The sequence below is a fragment of the Methylobacterium sp. JK268 genome (genome assembly GCF_054052225.1).
In genome coordinates, this window is record NZ_JBSVZN010000028.1 from 97,821 (window position 1) to 114,940 (window position 17,120).

Below are 17,120 nucleotides of genomic sequence, written 5' to 3' on the forward strand. Positions count from 1 at the left end.
AGAGCAGCGCCGAGACGCCCACCTCCACGCCATGACGCACCCTGTCTATCATCGTTACCGGCAAATTACGCCGACCAAGGCCGGTGACTTGCAAGCAACATCTTGATGGAGCATGAATGAGGAGAGCGGGCCGATTCGAGCCGCAAGTCTTGATTTGGGCGGGAGGAAACAATGACGCTGACGCCGTGGTCCAACCTGATCGTCAACCAGGGCGTGCATTATTGGAGGCCCACCGCCAACGGAAGCATCAACCCCATTTATGGATTCGGAACAACATCTCTCAATCAGTATAATAGTTCTGGCGACAATCAAGTTAACTTCTCTCTCCGTGGACAGGGCTATCTCGGACTATTCGATGAGACGCCAACAACCGTTGCGTCCTACACGACGAATACGAGTGTGCTGGGGGCCGGGGCCGGCGTCTTGTTGTTCGGCTCGGCCACCAACTCGGCCGGTCCGATCCCGGGAGGCGTGTTCTTCTTCAGCGAAACCGCTGCCGGATCGAACACCTACAACATCAATTATCAGCGGTTCACGTACGCGACGGCGGCGATCCCGGCGAGCGGACCAGCCGTGACGCTCACGGGCAGTCAGAGCACGCTCGCGTCGAACATCAGCAACGTCACGAGCTACGACTGGGATTTCACGAATTCGAGCTTCATCCTGGGTTACGAGACGACGGCCCCGGGCGCCACCACCAAGACCATCGTCATGCAGGGCTTCGCGCCGAATGGTGCGGCCCTCGGCCCGGCCGTCAACGTCGCGACGCTGCCCGTCGGAACGTCCTGGGCCGTCAGGGCGAATTCAAGCACCGCCAGCACGCTGCTCGTCGAAGACAACAGCGCGACGCTTGCCTCCGTCGTCTTTAAGAACTTCGACATGGCGTCCGGGACGCTGTCCACGATCGGCACCATCCACACGAACCTGCACGATATTACCGCACTTCCCTACTCACTGAACTTGGCCAACAAGGTGTTCGCTTTCGGCGGAACCGACGTCAACGGCAACGCCAAGATCGAGTTCGACACCATTGATAGTTCCTACAACGTGATCGCAACCAGTTCCGTCACCCTCGCCGGGGCCACCCCGACGACGCGGATCATGGAGACGACCCTTCCGAACAACAGCGGGGGCATCTTCTCCTATGTCGACCCGAACGACAGCAGCCTCCACCTGGTTCAGGTCGATGGGAACAGCGCGGTCCTTCAGAACCTGACCGTCGGACAAGCCAGCTCGGTCGATCGCGTGCGATCCTTCGGCGACGGCCGGGTGGAGGTCGAGTGGCGCACGACGGTGTCGGGGGCGCAGAACGAGGTGCACGTCGCCATCTTCGACACGCGGACGTCCGGCATCTCGACGACGGGCGGGAGCGGCAGCGACGACATCGCCGGGACGCCCTTCGACGATTCGATCAGCGGAGGGGCCGGCGACGATCGCATCGCGGCCAGCACCGGGTCGGACAGCCTCGATGGCGGCGCGGGCAGCGACACCGTCATCCTGCCCTTCGCGTTGTCAGCGGCCCGATTCTCCTACGATCTCAGCGGCCACGTCATCGTGGACGGCCCCGGAACGCACGCCGTGCTGTCCAACTTCGAGACCTTCCAGTTCCAGGACGGGCTCGCGCATCCCTGGCTGATGTCGCCGGTCAGCCTGCAGGATTTCGGCCTGAGCGAGGGGTGGGGCTCCGCGAACAACCCGCGCCGGCTGGCCGACGTGGACCTCACCGGCAGCGCCGACTATCTCGGCTTCGGCGCCGAGTACACCTTCGTGTCCAATGGCATCACTGGCGCGGACGGCAGCGGGAACACGGGCCCGGGCTTCACCGCGCCGGCGGCGGTGATCCACGATTTCGGCACCAACGAGGGCTACACCGCCCAGGCCCAGCGCGGCGCCGCCAATACCGGCTACGGCGTCGCCGCCACCATCTACGGCCAGGGTTTCGCGGGCATCTACTGGTACGGCGCCACCGCCAGATCGGCGCATACCGATGCGGCGGGTAAGACGTATTACACCTTGACCTACGACAGCACTCCGCATTTCTACGCCAATTTCGGCACCCAGCAGGGCTGGACCCCGCACAACGGCTTCCAGGTCCTCAAGACCAGCAGGGCCGACACCTACGCCTCCATCCTCGGCTTCGGCAACGACGGCATCGTGGTCGGCGGCCAGGCCTTCGCCCCGGGCGCCGACGCCTCCCAGGTCACCGTGCTGCCGGCGAGCATCGGCAACAACGCCGGCTGGGACCAACTCACGGACGTGCGCACCTTCCTCGACAGCGACGGCGGCATCGTCGACCTCAACCACGACGGCGTCGCCGACTTCATCGGCATGGGCCCGCAGGGCACCGTCTTCGCCTACGGCCAGGAGGATCCCTCCAGCCACCAGTACACGCTCGGCCCGGTCCAGACCGCCACCTTCGGCGGCGGCAGCACCGACCTCGGCCGGGCGCAGGGCTGGACCGACCAGAATACTCAGCGGCTGATCGTGCACGACGCGGTGACGGGCTACGACGACATCCTGGCCTTCGGGGCGGCGGGCGTGTTCGTGGCCGAGGGGCAGGACCCGGCGAGCCACGGCGGCCAGCCCTTCGGGGCGCTGCACCTCGCCATCGCGGATTTCGGCTCGAACCAGGGCTGGTCGAACGCGCAGACACCGCGGCTGGTGGGGGACGTGAACGGGGACGGGACGCCGGACATCGTGGGGTTCGGGGCCTCGTCGACCTTCGTGGCGCTGGGCTCGCGGGACGCCTCCGGTCACCTGAGCTTCACGATGGACCCGACGAAGCAGATCAACGACTTCGGCTACCAGGAGGGCTGGGACAGCGCCACGACGGTGCGGGCGCTGGCGGACGTGGACGGGTCGGGGCACCAGAGCCTGGTGCTGAGCGGCTACGCGGGAACGCAGGCCTGGCATCTCGCCTGAGCGAGCCATCCCCGCGAAGGACCGGCGGCTGGCCCGTCCTCCCCCGCCCGCAGCGCCGGCGCGGGGCCGCCGGCCCTTGCCCCCTTGACGAGTCCGCCGAGTGTCGGCCGGCGGTTCCGTCCGGGAGATGCGGAAGCGTGTAAGGATCGGCTCAGCACTTGGGAGGCAGGAGGGCAGCCGGATGATCACGCTCCATCACTGCGTCGGCGCACGATCGTTCCGGCCGCTCTGGATGCTGGAGGAACTGGGGCTGGCCTACGACCTCGCCATGCTCCCGTTCCCGCCGCGGGCCCACCGCAAGGATTACTTCGCCGTCAACCCGCTCGGCACGATCCCGGCCTTCCGGGACGGCGACACGGTCATGACGGAATCGGCGGCGATCTGCGAATACCTCGCCGCCCGCCACAGCCCCGGCGTGCTCGGCGTGCGCCCGGAGGAGGCGGAGTACGCGGCCTACGTGAACGCGCTCCATTTCGGAGAGGCGACCCTGACCTTCCCGCAGACGCTGGTGCTGCGCTACGGGCGCTTCGAGCCGCCGGAGCGGCGGCTGCCCCAGGTGGCTGAGGATTACGCCCGCTGGTTCGGGTCGCGGCTGCGCGCCTTCGGCACCCTCTTCGGGGACCGGACCTACGCCGCGGCGGGCCGTTTCACGGCAGCCGATATCAGCCTCGGCTACGCGCTGATGCTGGCCGAGTTCGCGGGGCTCGGCGAGCAGGTGCCCGATGTTGCGCGGGCCTACTGGGCGCTCCTGCAGGAGCGGCCGGGCTACCGGCGGGCCCTCGCGGCCGAGCGGGACGCCGCCCTGGCGCAGGGCGTCTCGCCGGTCCCGTCCCCGCTCGGCGGCTGAGGGCTCAGGTCCCGAGCATCTGGCCGAGACGCACGCCGCCCTCGCGGGCGAAGGCGCCGGCCGTCATCTTCGCCCCGCCCTCCGGCTTAAGCCGGAGCATCTCGATGCGGCCGCCCTGGGCCGCGACGGTGATCGAATCGTCACCGACCGCGACGACCTCTCCGGGCGTCCCCTTGACGTCGCCGATCCGGCCGATCCGGTGCAGGCGGCTGTCGAAGATCTGAAGCTTGCGGCCGTCGAGGGTGGTCCAGGCGCCGGGGGCCGGGTTGGCCGCGCGGATCACCCCGTAGAGGTGGTCCGCATGCGCGTCCCAGTGCAGCCGCGCGGCCTTGGCCGAGAACCAACCCTCGTAGCTCGCCTGCGCCTCGTCCTGCGCGACCTCCCGGTGGCGCCCGGCCGCGACGAGGTCGGCGGCCTCCAGCAGGGCGGCGACGCCCATCGGGAACAGCCGCCCGAAATAGACGTCCCCGATCGTGTCGTCCGGCCCGATCTCGCAGGTTTTCTGGAGGATGACCGGCCCCTCGTCGAGGCCGTCGGTCGGGCGGAAGATGGTTAATCCGGTCCGCGTCTCGCCCTTGGCGATCAGCCAGTTGATCGAGGAGGGGCCGCGATAGCGCGGCAGCAGCGAGGGGTGGTATTGGATGGTCCCGTGGCGCGGGATGGTCACGAAGTCCTGCGGCGCGAATTGCAGCACGTAGGCCATCACGCCGAGATCGACCTCCAGCGCCCGCAGCGTGTCGGCGGCGTCGACGCATTTCAGGCTCGGGAACTGGAAGACGGGCAGATGCCGCTCGCGCGCCGCCTGCGTCAGGGCGTCGGGCTTCGCACCCTCGCGGTCCGGCGCGCAGAACACGCCGGCGACCGTATCGCCCCGCTTCAGGAAGGCGTCGAGCACCGCCCTGCCGAAATCCTGCTGACCGATCAGTGCGATGCGCATGCTGGCCTCCTTCGGAAGCCCGGCGCGCAGGCTCCCGTTCGGCTGCCCGGGCGGGCGCCGTGGTTCCGGGTGCGGGAGGCGCCCAGCCGTGCCGGGCGCCGTGGTCGCGGGGAGAGGGTTACTCGGCGGCGATCTTCGGGACGTCGCCGATCGCGCCGGAGGCGGCGACGTCGAGCCGCCGCTCCTCGCCGTAGCCCAGCACGTCGCGCAGCACCTCCTCGGTGTGCTCGCCGAGGAGCGGCGAGCGCTTCACCTCGGTGGGGCTGTCCGAGAGCTTGATCGGGTTGCCGACGGTCAGATAGGGGCCGCGCACCGGGTGCTCGACCTCGACGATCGTGCCGGTCGCCCGCAGCGACGGCTCCTCGGCCAGTTCCCGCATCGACAGGATCGGGCCGCAGGGAATCTCGTCGCGGTTGAGGATCTCCATCGCCTCGAACTTGGTCTTCGTCATCGTCCAGCGCTCGATGCGCTCGAAGATCTGGTTGAGGCGGGGCAGGCGGGCGGCCGGCTTGGCGTAATCGGGATGGGTCTTCCAGTCCGGCTCGCCGATCACGTCGCAGATCTTCTCCCAGACCGGGGCCTGCGTGATGAAGTACAGGTAGGCGTTCGGGTCGGTCTCCCATCCCTTGCACTTGAGGATGCGGCCCGGCTGGCCGCCCCCGGAATCGTTGCCGGCGCGCGGCACCGCGTCGCCGAAGGGCACGCCCTCGCCGAACTGGCTGTACTCCTTGAGCGGGCCGTGGCTCAGGCGCTGCTGGTCGCGCAGCTTCACCCGGCAGAGATTGAGCACCCCGTCCTGCATCGCGCAGGCGACCCGCTGCCCGCGGCCGGTCTGGGTGCGCTGGAAGAGCGCCGTGACGATGCCGAGGGCGAGGTGGAGGCCGGTGCCGGAATCCCCGATCTGCGCCCCCGTCACCAGCGGGATCCCGTCCCGGAAGCCCGTCGTCGAGGCGGCGCCGCCCGCGCACTGCGCCACGTTCTCGTAGACCTTGCACTCCTCGTAGGGGCCGGGGCCGAATCCCTTCACGGAGGCGACGATCATGCGGGGGTTCAGGGCCTGGATCCGCTCCCAGGTGAGGCCCATCCGGTCGAGCGCGCCGGGAGCGAAATTCTCGACCAGCACGTCGCAGGCCCGCACGAGATCCTCCAGCACTTCCATGCCGCGCCGGTTCTTCGTGTCGAGGGTGATGGAGCGCTTGTTCGCGTTCAACATCGTGAAGTACAGGCTGTCGGCGTCCGGCACGTCCTGCAGCTGGGTCCGCGTGATGTCGCCGACGCCCGGCCGCTCGACCTTGATGACGTCGGCTCCGAACCACGCGAGGAGCTGCGTGCAGGTCGGTCCGGACTGGACATGCGTGAAATCGAGGATGCGCACGCCTGCGAGTGCCTGGGTCATGGGATCGTCTTCACTGTGAGCGGTTGCGGGGCCGGCCGGGGCCGGTGGGGACGGCCCGGGCCGCGTCGGGCGCGATCCGGGCTCCTCCGGGTGTCTCGCGGGGGATCGCGCGCATTCGGGTGGGCACCGTGAGGCCGGGCCGGCACCGCCGGGTGCCGGTCGACGCCGCGGCCGAGATCAACCTGTGCGGTCTCACCATCGGGCGCCTCCTCGCTCACGCCGCCACTCTGCCGGGGCACCGCCTCGCGGGCCACAAGGCCCCGGGGCGGGCTCCCGGAAGGAGCCGATCGACCGGCTCCCCGTCGCGTCGGTGTTCAAAATTTGGCATACCAGATACCATGTGTCAAACAAGCGTCCGTCTGCCGGGAGGGCTCCTCGATGCTCCGCGACGCGTCCGACCCCGCACCGACGCCCTACGGCCCGTGGAATCCGGGCCTCCAGTCGGCGCTGCCGCGGACCTTCCTGCCGCTCGCGACGGTGTTCCGGCCCGAGAACGTCGCGACCTCCCTGCGTGAGGCGGAGGATCTGGCGGGCGTCTGCGGGCTGCCGGCGCAGGACCTCGTCTGCTTCCGGCCCGAGCGACTAGCGGTGCACGAGGTTTTGGTGCGCGTCACGGCCGACCTCAGCGTCCCGGCCGGCGAGGAATACGCCGATCTCGGCGTGAATTTCCGCCGCATGACGGAGCGGATCCTCACGACGGCGATCCGGCCGCGCCTCGACGACCTCGCGGAGTCCCACCGGGACCTGACTCTCCGGGCCGTCGCCGCGATCGACCGCGACCTCGACGCGATCTTCGCGCCGTCCGCGGCGGCGGCGGCGGGATGGCCCCGGCGGTTTCGGCTCGGGCGGCGGCCCGCGCCTGCCCTTACGGAAACGGTTGAGGAGCGGGCGCTGCGCCTCCTCGCCGATCCTCCGGAGGGGAACGCGGACGCCTTGGCGAGCGCGGCGCGCGCGGCGCTGGCCCGGGCCGTGGCGGCGATCCTGCGCCAGCGGGGCCGCCTGATGCGGGACCGCGCCCTGATCGGGCGGATCGCCGCGCCGCTCCTGGTGAACGATTACGGCAGCCGGGAGATCGGGCGGCGCCTCGATCCCTGGTTCCGCGACGCGGCGGCCCGCGAGGGCTACCGGCTGCTGCCCCCGCAGCCCCGCCCGGTCGTGATGAACGTGAAGGGCGCCTCCGCGGCCGGCAAGAGCACGATGCGGCCCCTGCAGCGGGCGCTGGCCGGCCGCATCGGCGCGGATTGGTCGGATTTCGCGCTGATCAGCCCCGACATCTGGCGCAAGTTCCTGCTCGACTACGCCGCCCTCGGGCCGGCGCGGCGCTACGCCGGCACGCTGACCGGCCACGAGGTCGAGATCGTCAACACCAAGCTCGACCACTACATGGCGGCCAAGGCCGGTGAGGGGCGGATGTCGCACCTGCTGATCGACCGCTTCCGGTTCGGCAGCTTCGCGGCGGAGTCCCGGGAGGAGGACGGCAGCCAGCTCCTGACTCGCTTCGGCGACCGCGTCTACATGCTGTTCATGATCACGCCGCCGGACGCTACCGTGGAGCGGGCGTGGCTGCGGGGCGAGCGCTTCGGCCGCTACAAGGCCGTGGACGACCTCCTCGCCCACAACGTCGAGGCCTTCACGGGCATGCCGCGGCTGTTCTTCACCTGGAGCCTCAGGCCGCACCGCCGCGTGCACACCGAGTTCCTGGACAACAGCGTGCCTCGGGATTGCCGGCCGCGCACCGTCGCCTTCGGCTGGAACGGCGAGATGACCATCCTCGACCCGGGCCGCCTCCTCGACATCGAGCGGTTCCGCCGGATCAATGTCGGGGCGAACGCCCCGGTCGAGGTCTATCCCGGCCCGGACGCCATGGCGCCGGCGGGCAATACCGGGTTCCTGCGCCAATGCGCGCGGCAGATGCGGCGCCTGTGCTTCGCCGAGGCCGCGACCGGGCGCGTCTACGCCCGTTTCGAGGGACGCCGGCTCGCCTGCGCGGATCGTCCGGCCCTCCTGCGGGCGCTCTCGGACCCGGACACCCGCGCCGCCCTGGCGGCCGTCGCCGAGGGCCCGCCCGAACACTGCCCCGACGGGGCCGTGCGGGAGCTGCTGTCCCGCGCCGACACCCACACGCTGGGGGCCTGGGGCCCGCCCGAGCCCTGACGGCCGGCCTCCAGGAACACCCGCCCGCGCGGGGACGTTGGGGCGTCGCCAGCGCCGCGCCATCGGCAGGATCCGCGGCGGTGAGACCGGAGGAGATGGACATGGCGGGTGGAACTCAGGCCGGCGGCGCACGCAGCCGGGGGCCGCAGGGCGGCGAGAGCCTCTACGACCAGGCGACCAGCGCGGCGCGCAACCTCGCCGACCAGGCGTCCGACCAGTGGGACGACGTCTCGCAGCGCGGCTCCCACTACGTCCGGCGCGGTCGCGAGGCCGTGGGCGAGGTCGATGCCACGACTCTGACGGGCTGGTTCGTGGCCGGTGCCATCGGGTTCGGCCTCGCCTGGCTGATGTTCGGCCAGCGCTCGGTGTCGGGCGACGACGTGGCCCGGAGGATGAGCCAGAGCAGCGATCGCTACCGCTGAGCATGAACCCGAACCCTTCCCCCCATGCGCGGGAAGGGTTCGCGGGCGGCTCGGGACGCGGTCGCCCGCCTAAGCGCCGCTCCGCTCCTCGCCCAGAGACAGCGTCACCAGCATCACCTCCGGGTCGGAGGGGTCCGTGCGCACGGTGAAGCCGAGCTTCCGGCACATGGCCAGCATGGTGGTGTTCTCGCGCAGCACCTGCCCCTCGACGCAGCGGATGCCGTCGGCCCGGGCCCAGTCCAGCATCAGGCTCATCAGCGCCCAGCCGAGCCCGATCCCCTTGAGATCCGAGCGGATCATGATGGCGTACTCGCCGGTCTCGTGGTTCGCATCCGCGTGGAGGCGCACCGCCCCCATCATCGTCCCGTCCCCCTCGTCGAGGGCCACGAAGGCGATCGCCCGGGCGTAGTCGAGCTGGGTCAGGCGCGCCAGGAAGGCGTGGCTGAAGTCGCGCACGGGCGCGAAGAACCGCAGGCGCAGATCCGTCTCGCTGACGTTGCGGAAGAACGCCGCGAACAATCTCTCGTCCTCCGGCCGGACAGGGCGGATGAAGACCCGGTGGGCGTCGAGGGTGATGTGCCGCTCCCACTCGGTCGGATAGGGCCGCACCGCGAAGCGGGCGTGGCTCGGACCGACGCCCGCGTCGCGCCGCCGCGCCGCTCCCGACGGGGCGACGGCCACCCGGGCATCGACCGCGATCACCCCGGTCTCGTCGGCAAGGAGCGGGTTGATGTCGAGGTCGCGGACCGCCGGAAGGTCGGCGGCGAGCTGAGCGATCTTGACGAGGACGAGGGCGATCGCGTGCTCGTCGGCCGCCGCCACGTCGCGATAGGCCTTCAGGCGGCGCGCGACGCGGGTCCGGCCGATCAGCTCGGCGGCGAGCCGCAGGTCGAGGGGCGGCAGCGCCAGCGCCTGGTCGTCGATGACCTCGACCGCCGTGCCGCCGCGCCCGAACACCACCACGGGACCGAAGACCGGGTCGTCGGTGAGGCCGGCGATCAGCTCGCGGGCCTTCCGGCCCCGCCGCATCGGCTGGATCACGAAGCCGCTGATCCGCGCCTCGGGCCGGTCGCGGGCGGCGCGGGCCAGGATCTCGGCGGCGGCCTCGCGCACCGCCGCCTCGCTGGTGAGGTCGAGATGGACGCCGCCCACGTCCGACTTGTGCACGATGTCGGGTGACACGACCTTCAGGGCGACCGGGCATCCCGCCGCGATCAGCGGCCAGGCGGCTTCGGCCGCCTCGTCCGCGTCGCGCGCGAAGCGGACCGGCAGGACGGGGATCGCGTAGGCGGTGAGCAGCGTCTCGACCTCGCGCGGGTCGAGCCAGGTCCGCCCCTCCCGGAGCGCCCCCTCCACGACCGCGCGGGCGGTCGCGACGTCCGGGGAGAAGTCCTTCGGCAGCGAGTCGGGCGTCTTCATGAGGTCGTCCTGCGCCTCGCGGTAGCGCACGAGGTGCATGAAGCCCTCGACCGCCTCGGCATCCGTGGAGAAGCGCGGGATGCCGGCGGCGCCGAGCACCTCGATCGCCGTCTCGTCGCCCACGGAGACCGCGAAGACCGGCTTCGCCCGCAGGCTCGCCTTGCGCCCGCGGCGCACCGCCTCCGCGATCGCGCCCGCCACCGCCTCCCCGCCCGACAGGGCCGTCGGCACGTTCATCACCAGCACCGCGTCGTTCTCGCGGTCGGGGATCAGCGCGTCGAGCGCGGCCGCGTAGCGCACCGCGTCGGCATCCGCGCCGAGGTCGAGGGGGTTGCCCCAGGGCGCGGCGGCCAGGCCGGTCGCCGGCAGAGTCTCGTCCAGCCGCGCGACGGCGGCCGGCGAGAGCGTCGCGAGGGTGCCACCGAGATCGGCGAGCCGGTCCACCGCCAGGGCCCCCACGCCGCGGCCATTCGTGACCACCGCGAGACGCTTTCCCGGAAAGGGCCGCTGCCGCCCGAGCGTCTCGACCGCCGAGAACATGTCGTGCAGCGCCGCCACGCGCAGCAGGCCGGCGCGCCGGAAGGCCGCGTCGTAGACCGCATCGGGCCGCGCCAGGAGCCCGCTATGGGTGACCGGCCGCCCGTCGAGGGCCGCCGCCGCGTGCCGGCCCGAGCGGAGCACGACGACGGGCTTGGCACGCGCCGCGGCGCGGGCGGCGGACATGAATTTCGGCGCGTCCGCGATCGTCTCCAGGTGGAGGAGGATCGCCCGGGTGGTGCGGTCGCCCGCGAAATGGTCGAGGCAGTCCGCGATGTCGACGTCGAGCGCCTGGCCGACCGAGAGCACGCCCGAGAAGCCGTAGCCCCGCCCGACCGCCCACTCGGCGATGCCCGCCGCCACGGTCCGCGACTGGGTGATCAGCGCGAGGTCCCCCTTGGGCGGCCGGTGGGCGAGGAGGCTCGCGTTGAGCCGGGCACCCGGGACCGCGAGCCCCATGCATTCCGGGCCGAGGAGCCGCAGGCCGTGCGGCCGCGCGGCGCGGCGGGCCGCTTCGGCGAGCGAAGTCTCGCCCGCGCCCAACCCCGCCGAGATGATCACCGCGCCGCCGCAGCCGCGCTCTCCAGCCGCCCTGACCACCTCCGGCACCGTCTCGGCGGGCGACACCACCACGACGAGGTCGGCCGCCTCCGGCAGGTCGGCCACGGACGCGAGGCAGGGAAGGTCCGCGACCCGGTCGTGCTGGGGGTTGACCGGCCAGATCGGGCCGGGGAACTCCGCCTCGCGCAGGTTGCGCAGGATCGCGCCCCCGAAGGAGCCGGGCCGGTCGCTCGCGCCCACCAGGGCGACGGAGCGCGGGGCGAGGATGCGGTCGAAGCGGTAGGTGCTCATCGATGCGGCTCCCCGGCGGCGCGGCCCTGGCGAGACGAAACGGCGCCCGCGCCGGCCGGCTCCGCCGCTCCGGCGCGGGGCTGCATCGCACGACGCGCCCCGTGATGCAGCCTCGTGGGGCGAGATAGGGCATCCGGACGAGCGAGCCCGGTCGGGCATCCCGCCGCTGCCGCGGGGTGTCCCCGGTCGCCCGTGCGTCGGCGGGACTCTCTTGTGTTGCCGGGCGATCTGCGCCACCTCTCCGCCGCGTTCGCCCCGACTTGAGGCCCAAGGATCGTCCGATGCAGAGCTTTTCCCTGACCTGGCGCGCGGCCGCCCTCGCGCTCGGGCTCGCGCTGCCCGCCGCGGCGCAGACCCCGCCCGCTCCGGCCCCTGACACGGTCGTGGCCCGGGTGAACGGCGCCCCGGTCACGGCCGGCGACCTCGCGGTGGCGGCGGACGATCCGGCCCTGTCCCTGCCGGGCGTGAGCGAGGAGCAGAAGAAGGGCCTCCTCGTCGACTACATGGTCGACCTCAAGCTCGGCGCGCAGGCGGCCGAGAAGGCCAAGATCGCCGAGAGCCCGGACTTCACCCGCAAGCTCGCCTATTTCCGCGACAAGCTCCTGCTCGACGAGTACCTGGAGCGCGAGGCCAAGAAGGCCGTGACGCAGGAGGCCGCCCACAAGCTCTACGACGACACCGTCAAGACAATGAAGCCCGAGGAGGAGGTGCACGCCCGCCACATCCTCGTCGACAACGAGGCCGACGCCAAGAAGATCGCCGCGCGCATCAAGGGCGGGGAGGATTTCGCCAAGGTCGCGGCCGAGACCTCGAAGGATCCCGGCTCCAAGGCCGAGGGCGGCGATCTCGGCTGGTTCACGAAGGAGCGGATGGTCCCGGCCTTCGCCGAGGCGGCCTTCAAGCTCGAGCCGGGCAAGGTCTCGGACCCGGTCAAGACGCAGTTCGGCTGGCACGTCATCAAGGTCGAGGAGAAGCGCGCGAAGCCGGTGCCGTCCTTCGACGAGATGAAGGAGCAGATCGACACCTACCTCACCCGCAAGACGCAGCAGGACATCATCACGAAGCTGCGCGGGGAGGGGAAGGTCGAGCGCACCGCCGCGGCCCCCGCCGCGCCGACGCCCGCGGCCCCCGACGGGCCCGCCAAGGCGCCCGAGGCCAAGTAGAGCGCCGGGTCAGACAGAGGCGGGAGCCTTCTCCGGTGTGAAGGCTCCCGTCTGGCGCGTCGCGCGCGGGACAGGAACAGCGTTTCACGGCCCGGCTGTCCGCGGCGATGGAGAGGCACGTCTCCCCTCTCCAACGTGAGAGAGGGGCCGGGGGATCGAAGATCCCCCGTGAGGGTGGCTCGGCTTCAGCAAGACGTCTGAACCGTGCCGCTGGCTGCTCGACCTTCGGAGTTCAATCCTGAAGCCGAGCCACCCTGCACGATCTCCGATCGCGCTACCCCTCTCTCACTCGGGCTCGGGTCAAAACCTCCTCAGCTTGACCATGCGAGGGGCTGCTTGCGACCGACCTCAGGCTTTGGCGAGGTCTGCTTTCCAGACGACTTCACCTCACGCGGCACGGACGGTGGTCAGGAAGCAGCTGACCTCGGCGGCGAGGTGCTCAGACTGACGCGACAGCTCGGAGGCCGCAACAAGCACCTGACCGGCCGCTGCGCCCGTCTCCTCGGCCGCGCCTGCCACCCCCGCGATAGTGCCGGTCACCTCGCCGGTACCGGTGGCCGCATGGCTCACGTTGCGCACGATCTCCTGGGTGGCCGCACCCTGCTGCTCGACCGCCGCCGCTATCGACGTCGCCACTGCACTGATCTCCCGGATGCGCCCGGTGATGACCCCGATCGACACCACCGCCTGCCCCGTCGAGGCTTGGATGCGCGCGATCTGCCGCGATATCTCGTCGGTGGCCCTGGCCGTTTGCCCGGCCAACTCTTTCACCTCCGCGGCGACCACCGCAAAGCCGCGACCTGCCTCGCCGGCCCGCGCCGCCTCGATCGTGGCGTTGAGTGCCAGCAAGTTCGTCTGGCTGGCGATGCTGGAGATCAGCCCGACCACGTCGCCGATGCGCGCGACCGCCCCGGATAGCTCCTGCACTAACGCCCCGGTCTGATCCGCCTCGGCCACCGCCGTGCGCGCCAGTTCGGCCGACCCGTCCACCTGCCGGCTGATCTCAGCCACGGACGAGCTGAGCTGCTCAGCGGCTGCAGCCACCGTATTGACGTTGGAGGCGGCTTCCTCTGCCGCCACCGCCACCATGCTCGACTGGCTGGCCGTCTCGGCCGCGGTGGCCGTCATGGTCTGGGCCGTAGCCTGTAGCTCGGTGGCCGATGTCGAGACCATGCTGATCACTGCGCCGACCGCCGTCTCGAAGCCGTCGGCCATCTGGCGCATGCCCGTCCTACGCTGTTCCTCGGCGGCCAGCCGCGCCTGTGCCGTCTCCGCCTCCAGAGCACGCGTGCGGATCAGGTTCTCTCGCGAGCCTTCGACAGCCTGCGCAATCGAGCCGATCTCATTATCGCGCTCGCGGTAGGGCACGACCTGCTCCAGGTCTCCGGCGGCCAGGGCCCGCATCCGCAGAATCAGTCGGTCGATCGGGCGCGTGACGCCGCCGAGCACAAAAGCGACTCCGGCGAGGCCGCAGATGAACGCCAGGGTGCAGAGCAGCCCGGTCAGCCAAATCGCCCGCTCGTAAGCCTCTGCGGCCTCGCTCTGTGCACGGTCAGCCGCTTGGGCGTTCAGGGCGGTGTCGCGGTCGATCGTCTCGACCGCCGCATCAAAGGGCTTGCGCGAGGCGGCGAAGATCTCGTTCATCCGCTTCTGGTCGCCAGCCTGCGCGGCGGCAATGAGCGCTCTGCGCAGCCCCTGGTAATCGGTCCAGTGCCGGCCAAATGCTTCCCAGAGGGCTCGCTCGTCGGAATTTGAGATCAGCGCCTCATAGCGCTTTGCCACTGTCTCAACTGCCTTCAAACGGTCGGCCGATACTTTTTCGAGGTCGGCGATGGCTTCGAGAGCCGTAACGTAGCGCGCATCCATCAGGCGCAGTCGGGTGATCCTATACTTCAGATCGCCGATTTCGCGCACACTGGGCATCCAGTTGGTGGCGATGTCGACGGTATTCGCGTTGACCATGCGCAGCTGCATGATCGCCGTGCCGCCCTGTACGGCGATGGCCGCTAGGAGAAGAGCAATCATCCCGATCAGGATGTGCTTAATTTTTAGGCTCATAGCTGCCAGATCACGTATGTTGAGGTCACTAGAATTACAACTATCAGGTTAATATATTCTCAACTGCAGCCTTCCCAGTGTCACTACTGCGCGAGCGTCGCAGCAGTGAAGATGACGAGATCGTGACATCTGCTGATCTCACTCAAGTGCCATCATCCGCGGTTGTCATCACTACCGATGGTTGAAATTTGCTAGAGTGACTTCCCGCTGACCTGATACAAGCACAATCAAATCGAACCATCCTCCACTGGCTTGAACGTCCGCATGTCGGCGCGCAGCAAACTTCGGCTCCCCACCGTCAGCAGCCCTTCACGCGGCCAAGCTGATTGAGTTCAGACCCTAGCCCGTGCGGGAGACGGGCAGGGGATCGGAGATCCCGCATGAGGGTCCAGGTGGTTCAGCAAGAATTCTGAAGTGTCCCGCTGCCAGCACAACAGTCGCCGCTTGACGACGGCACGGTCCTGGACCCTCACCCCTACCCCTCTCCGGTACGGGAGAGGGGATCCCGCGCCGGGCTGGACTTGCGTAGGCTGTCGTCAAAATCGCATCCTGCCGAGACGGAGGCGCGTTCACGGAGCCTCCGATCGTCTCCTATCGCGGAAAGCGGAGTCCACGCCTCACCACTGGTGCAGCACGACCGCCGCGGCGATGCAGGCCGGGCGCTCCTCGTCCTCGATCTCGACGGTGACCCCGTAGGTGACCCGCAGCCCGCGCGGGGGCACGGGCGACGCCGCGGTGAGCGAGACCCGCCCGCGCAGACGCGCCCCGGCCAGGACGGGCGCGGGGAAGCGCACCCGGTCGAGCCCGTAATTCAGGCTGAGACGCAACCCCTCCAGTCGCCGGACCGCCGCGATGAATTGCGGCACCAGCGACAGCGTCAGATAGCCATGCGCCACCGTCCGGCCGTAGGGCGATTCGCGGGCGGCGCGCTCCGGATCGGTGTGGATCCACTGGTGGTCGCCCGTCGCGGCGGCGAAGCGGTCGATCATGGCCTGATCCACCGTGATCCAGGCGCCGATGCCGATCTCCTGCCCGAGCGCTGCCATCAGGGCCTCGGGTCCGTCGAATGCCTTCATACGATCCTCCCGGGGCGAGCCTAGAACCTCGGCGGCCGCGTGGCGATGGCTGTGGATGGGGGGATGATACTCCCGGTGAGTGTTCTACATAGCTGCCGGGCGGGGGTTCCTCGCGGCAGGGAGTGCGTGCGTTGGGACAGCGGAGATTGCGGATCGCCATCGCGGGCGTCGGAAACTGCGCCTCGTCCTTCGTTCAGGGCCTCACGCACTACCGCGACGCGGCGCCCGGCGAGGCCGTCCCGGGCCTCATGAACGTCGTGCTCGGCGGCTACCACGTGGCGGATGTCGCGATCGTCGCGGCCTTCGATGTCGCCGCCGCGAAGGTCGGGCGCGACCTCGCGGAGGCGATCGGTGCGGCGCCCAACAACACCGCGCGCTTCGCCGCGGTGGCGCCGACCGGCGTCACGGTCGCCCGCGGGCCGACCCTGGACGGGCTGGGCCGCTACCTGCGCGACGTGGTGCCCGAATCGCCGGAAGCCCCGGTCGACGTGGCGGCGGCGCTGGACCAGGCGGGCGCCGAGATCCTCGTCTCCTACCTGCCGGTCGGCGCGCAGGCCGCCACCGAGCATTACGCCGAGGCGGCGCTCAGGGCCGGCTGCGGCTTCGTCAACTGCATCCCGGTCTTCATCGCCTCCGATCCCGAGTGGCGGGCGCGCTTCGCGGAACGGCGCCTGCCCCTCATCGGCGACGACATCAAGAGCCAGGTCGGCGCCACCATCGTGCACCGGGCCCTCGCTGCCCTGTTCCGCGAGCGCGGCGTGCGCCTCGACCGCACCTACCAGCTCAACTTCGGCGGCAATTCCGACTTCCGGAACATGCTGGAGCGCGAGCGGCTCGAATCGAAGAAGATCTCGAAGACGCGGGCCGTCACGAGCCAGCTCGACGCGCCCCTCGACCCAGACGACATCCATGTCGGCCCGAGCGACTACGTGCCCTGGCTGACCGATCGGAAATGGGCGCATATCCGTCTCGAAGGCACCGCCTTCGGGGGCGTTCCGCTCAATGTCGAGCTGAAGCTCGAGGTCTGGGATTCGCCGAACTCCGCCGGCGTCGTCATCGACGCGGTCCGCTGCGCCGGGATCGCCCGCGACCGCGGCATCGGGGGCGCGCTGATCGGCCCGTCGAGCTGGTTCATGAAGTCGCCGCCGCAGCAATTCACCGACGAGGAGGCCCACCGGCGCACCCTGCGCTTCGTGGCGGGAGAATCCGACCCCGACTGACAAGCTCTCGGCACTCCGTCGTCGGCGGCAGGATTGACTTCTTCGCCGGCTCACCCGATCCGGTGGAGTCTTGGACCTCGGCTGCACTTGCGAATTCTCGATCCGCCGTATCTACTG

The 17,120-nt window shown here is 70.2% G+C and carries 11 protein-coding genes; 6 read left to right on the plus strand and 5 right to left on the minus strand.

Going from position 1 to position 17,120, the window contains the following annotated elements; all coding sequences use genetic code 11:
- Positions 1 to 471: 471 nt before the first annotated feature.
- Positions 472 to 2,922, plus strand: coding sequence for a hypothetical protein (locus ACW9J6_RS25425; RefSeq protein WP_457119162.1), 2,451 nt, complete (start codon positions 472 to 474; stop codon positions 2,920 to 2,922).
- 181 nt (positions 2,923 to 3,103) lie between these two features.
- Complete coding sequence (locus ACW9J6_RS25430; protein ID WP_457117172.1) at positions 3,104 to 3,769, plus strand: glutathione S-transferase family protein; 666 nt, start codon at positions 3,104 to 3,106, stop codon at positions 3,767 to 3,769.
- Between the two features lie 4 nt (positions 3,770 to 3,773).
- Here ACW9J6_RS25430 and ACW9J6_RS25435 read toward each other — a convergent pair whose 3' ends face one another.
- Positions 3,774 to 4,706 carry a methionyl-tRNA formyltransferase gene (locus ACW9J6_RS25435; RefSeq protein ID WP_457117173.1) on the minus strand — a complete coding sequence of 311 codons (933 nt, stop codon included), beginning with the start codon at positions 4,704 to 4,706 and terminating at the stop codon, positions 3,774 to 3,776.
- A gap of 118 nt (positions 4,707 to 4,824) precedes the next feature.
- Entirely contained in the window at positions 4,825 to 6,102 is a 1,278-nt protein-coding gene (gene frc, locus ACW9J6_RS25440; protein WP_457117174.1) for a formyl-CoA transferase, read from the minus strand.
- Positions 6,103 to 6,480: 378 nt separating this feature from the next.
- Here frc and ACW9J6_RS25445 point away from each other — a divergent pair, with 378 nt between their 5' ends.
- Together ACW9J6_RS25445 and ACW9J6_RS25450 are read left to right on the plus strand one after the other, a co-directional pair.
- Entirely contained in the window at positions 6,481 to 8,256 is a 1,776-nt protein-coding gene (locus ACW9J6_RS25445) for a hypothetical protein (protein WP_457117175.1), read from the plus strand.
- Between the two features lie 101 nt (positions 8,257 to 8,357).
- Entirely contained in the window at positions 8,358 to 8,678 is a 321-nt protein-coding gene (locus tag ACW9J6_RS25450; protein WP_457117176.1) for a hypothetical protein, read from the plus strand.
- Positions 8,679 to 8,747: 69 nt separating this feature from the next.
- Here ACW9J6_RS25450 and ACW9J6_RS25455 read toward each other — a convergent pair whose 3' ends face one another.
- Entirely contained in the window at positions 8,748 to 11,486 is a 2,739-nt protein-coding gene (locus tag ACW9J6_RS25455; protein WP_457117177.1) for a bifunctional acetate--CoA ligase family protein/GNAT family N-acetyltransferase, read from the minus strand.
- Positions 11,487 to 11,767: 281 nt separating this feature from the next.
- On the opposite strand from ACW9J6_RS25455, the gene ACW9J6_RS25460 reads away from it, so the two are divergent.
- The gene (locus ACW9J6_RS25460) at positions 11,768 to 12,649 is read left to right on the plus strand and encodes a peptidylprolyl isomerase (protein ID WP_457117178.1); all 882 of its coding nucleotides are present in this window, start codon (positions 11,768 to 11,770) and stop codon (positions 12,647 to 12,649) included.
- A 387-nt stretch (positions 12,650 to 13,036) separates the two neighbouring features.
- Here the strand turns inward: ACW9J6_RS25460 and ACW9J6_RS25465 are convergent, their stop codons facing one another.
- Positions 13,037 to 14,707: a methyl-accepting chemotaxis protein gene (locus ACW9J6_RS25465; protein ID WP_457117179.1), complete on the minus strand. Its 1,671-nt coding sequence runs from the start codon at positions 14,705 to 14,707 to the stop codon at positions 13,037 to 13,039.
- A 617-nt stretch (positions 14,708 to 15,324) separates the two neighbouring features.
- Entirely contained in the window at positions 15,325 to 15,783 is a 459-nt protein-coding gene (locus ACW9J6_RS25470; protein ID WP_457117180.1) for a MaoC family dehydratase, read from the minus strand.
- 131 nt (positions 15,784 to 15,914) lie between these two features.
- Here ACW9J6_RS25470 and ACW9J6_RS25475 point away from each other — a divergent pair, with 131 nt between their 5' ends.
- On the plus strand, positions 15,915 to 17,003 hold the full coding sequence (locus ACW9J6_RS25475; protein ID WP_457117181.1) for an inositol-3-phosphate synthase: 1,089 nt from the start codon (positions 15,915 to 15,917) through the stop codon (positions 17,001 to 17,003).
- Positions 17,004 to 17,120 lie beyond the last annotated feature (117 nt).

Coding starts and splice junctions, on each gene's coding strand:
- frc (WP_457117174.1), bottom strand. CDS start 6,102: ATGACCCAGGCACTCGCAGGCGTGCGCATCCTCGATTTCACGCATGTC.
- ACW9J6_RS25460 (WP_457117178.1), top strand. CDS start 11,768: ATGCAGAGCTTTTCCCTGACCTGGCGCGCGGCCGCCCTCGCGCTCGGG.
- ACW9J6_RS25465 (WP_457117179.1), bottom strand. CDS start 14,707: ATGAGCCTAAAAATTAAGCACATCCTGATCGGGATGATTGCTCTTCTC.
- ACW9J6_RS25470 (WP_457117180.1), bottom strand. CDS start 15,783: ATGAAGGCATTCGACGGACCCGAGGCCCTGATGGCAGCGCTCGGGCAG.
- ACW9J6_RS25450 (WP_457117176.1), top strand. CDS start 8,358: ATGGCGGGTGGAACTCAGGCCGGCGGCGCACGCAGCCGGGGGCCGCAG.
- ACW9J6_RS25435 (WP_457117173.1), bottom strand. CDS start 4,706: ATGCGCATCGCACTGATCGGTCAGCAGGATTTCGGCAGGGCGGTGCTC.
- ACW9J6_RS25455 (WP_457117177.1), bottom strand. CDS start 11,486: ATGAGCACCTACCGCTTCGACCGCATCCTCGCCCCGCGCTCCGTCGCC.
- ACW9J6_RS25445 (WP_457117175.1), top strand. CDS start 6,481: ATGCTCCGCGACGCGTCCGACCCCGCACCGACGCCCTACGGCCCGTGG.
- ACW9J6_RS25430 (WP_457117172.1), top strand. CDS start 3,104: ATGATCACGCTCCATCACTGCGTCGGCGCACGATCGTTCCGGCCGCTC.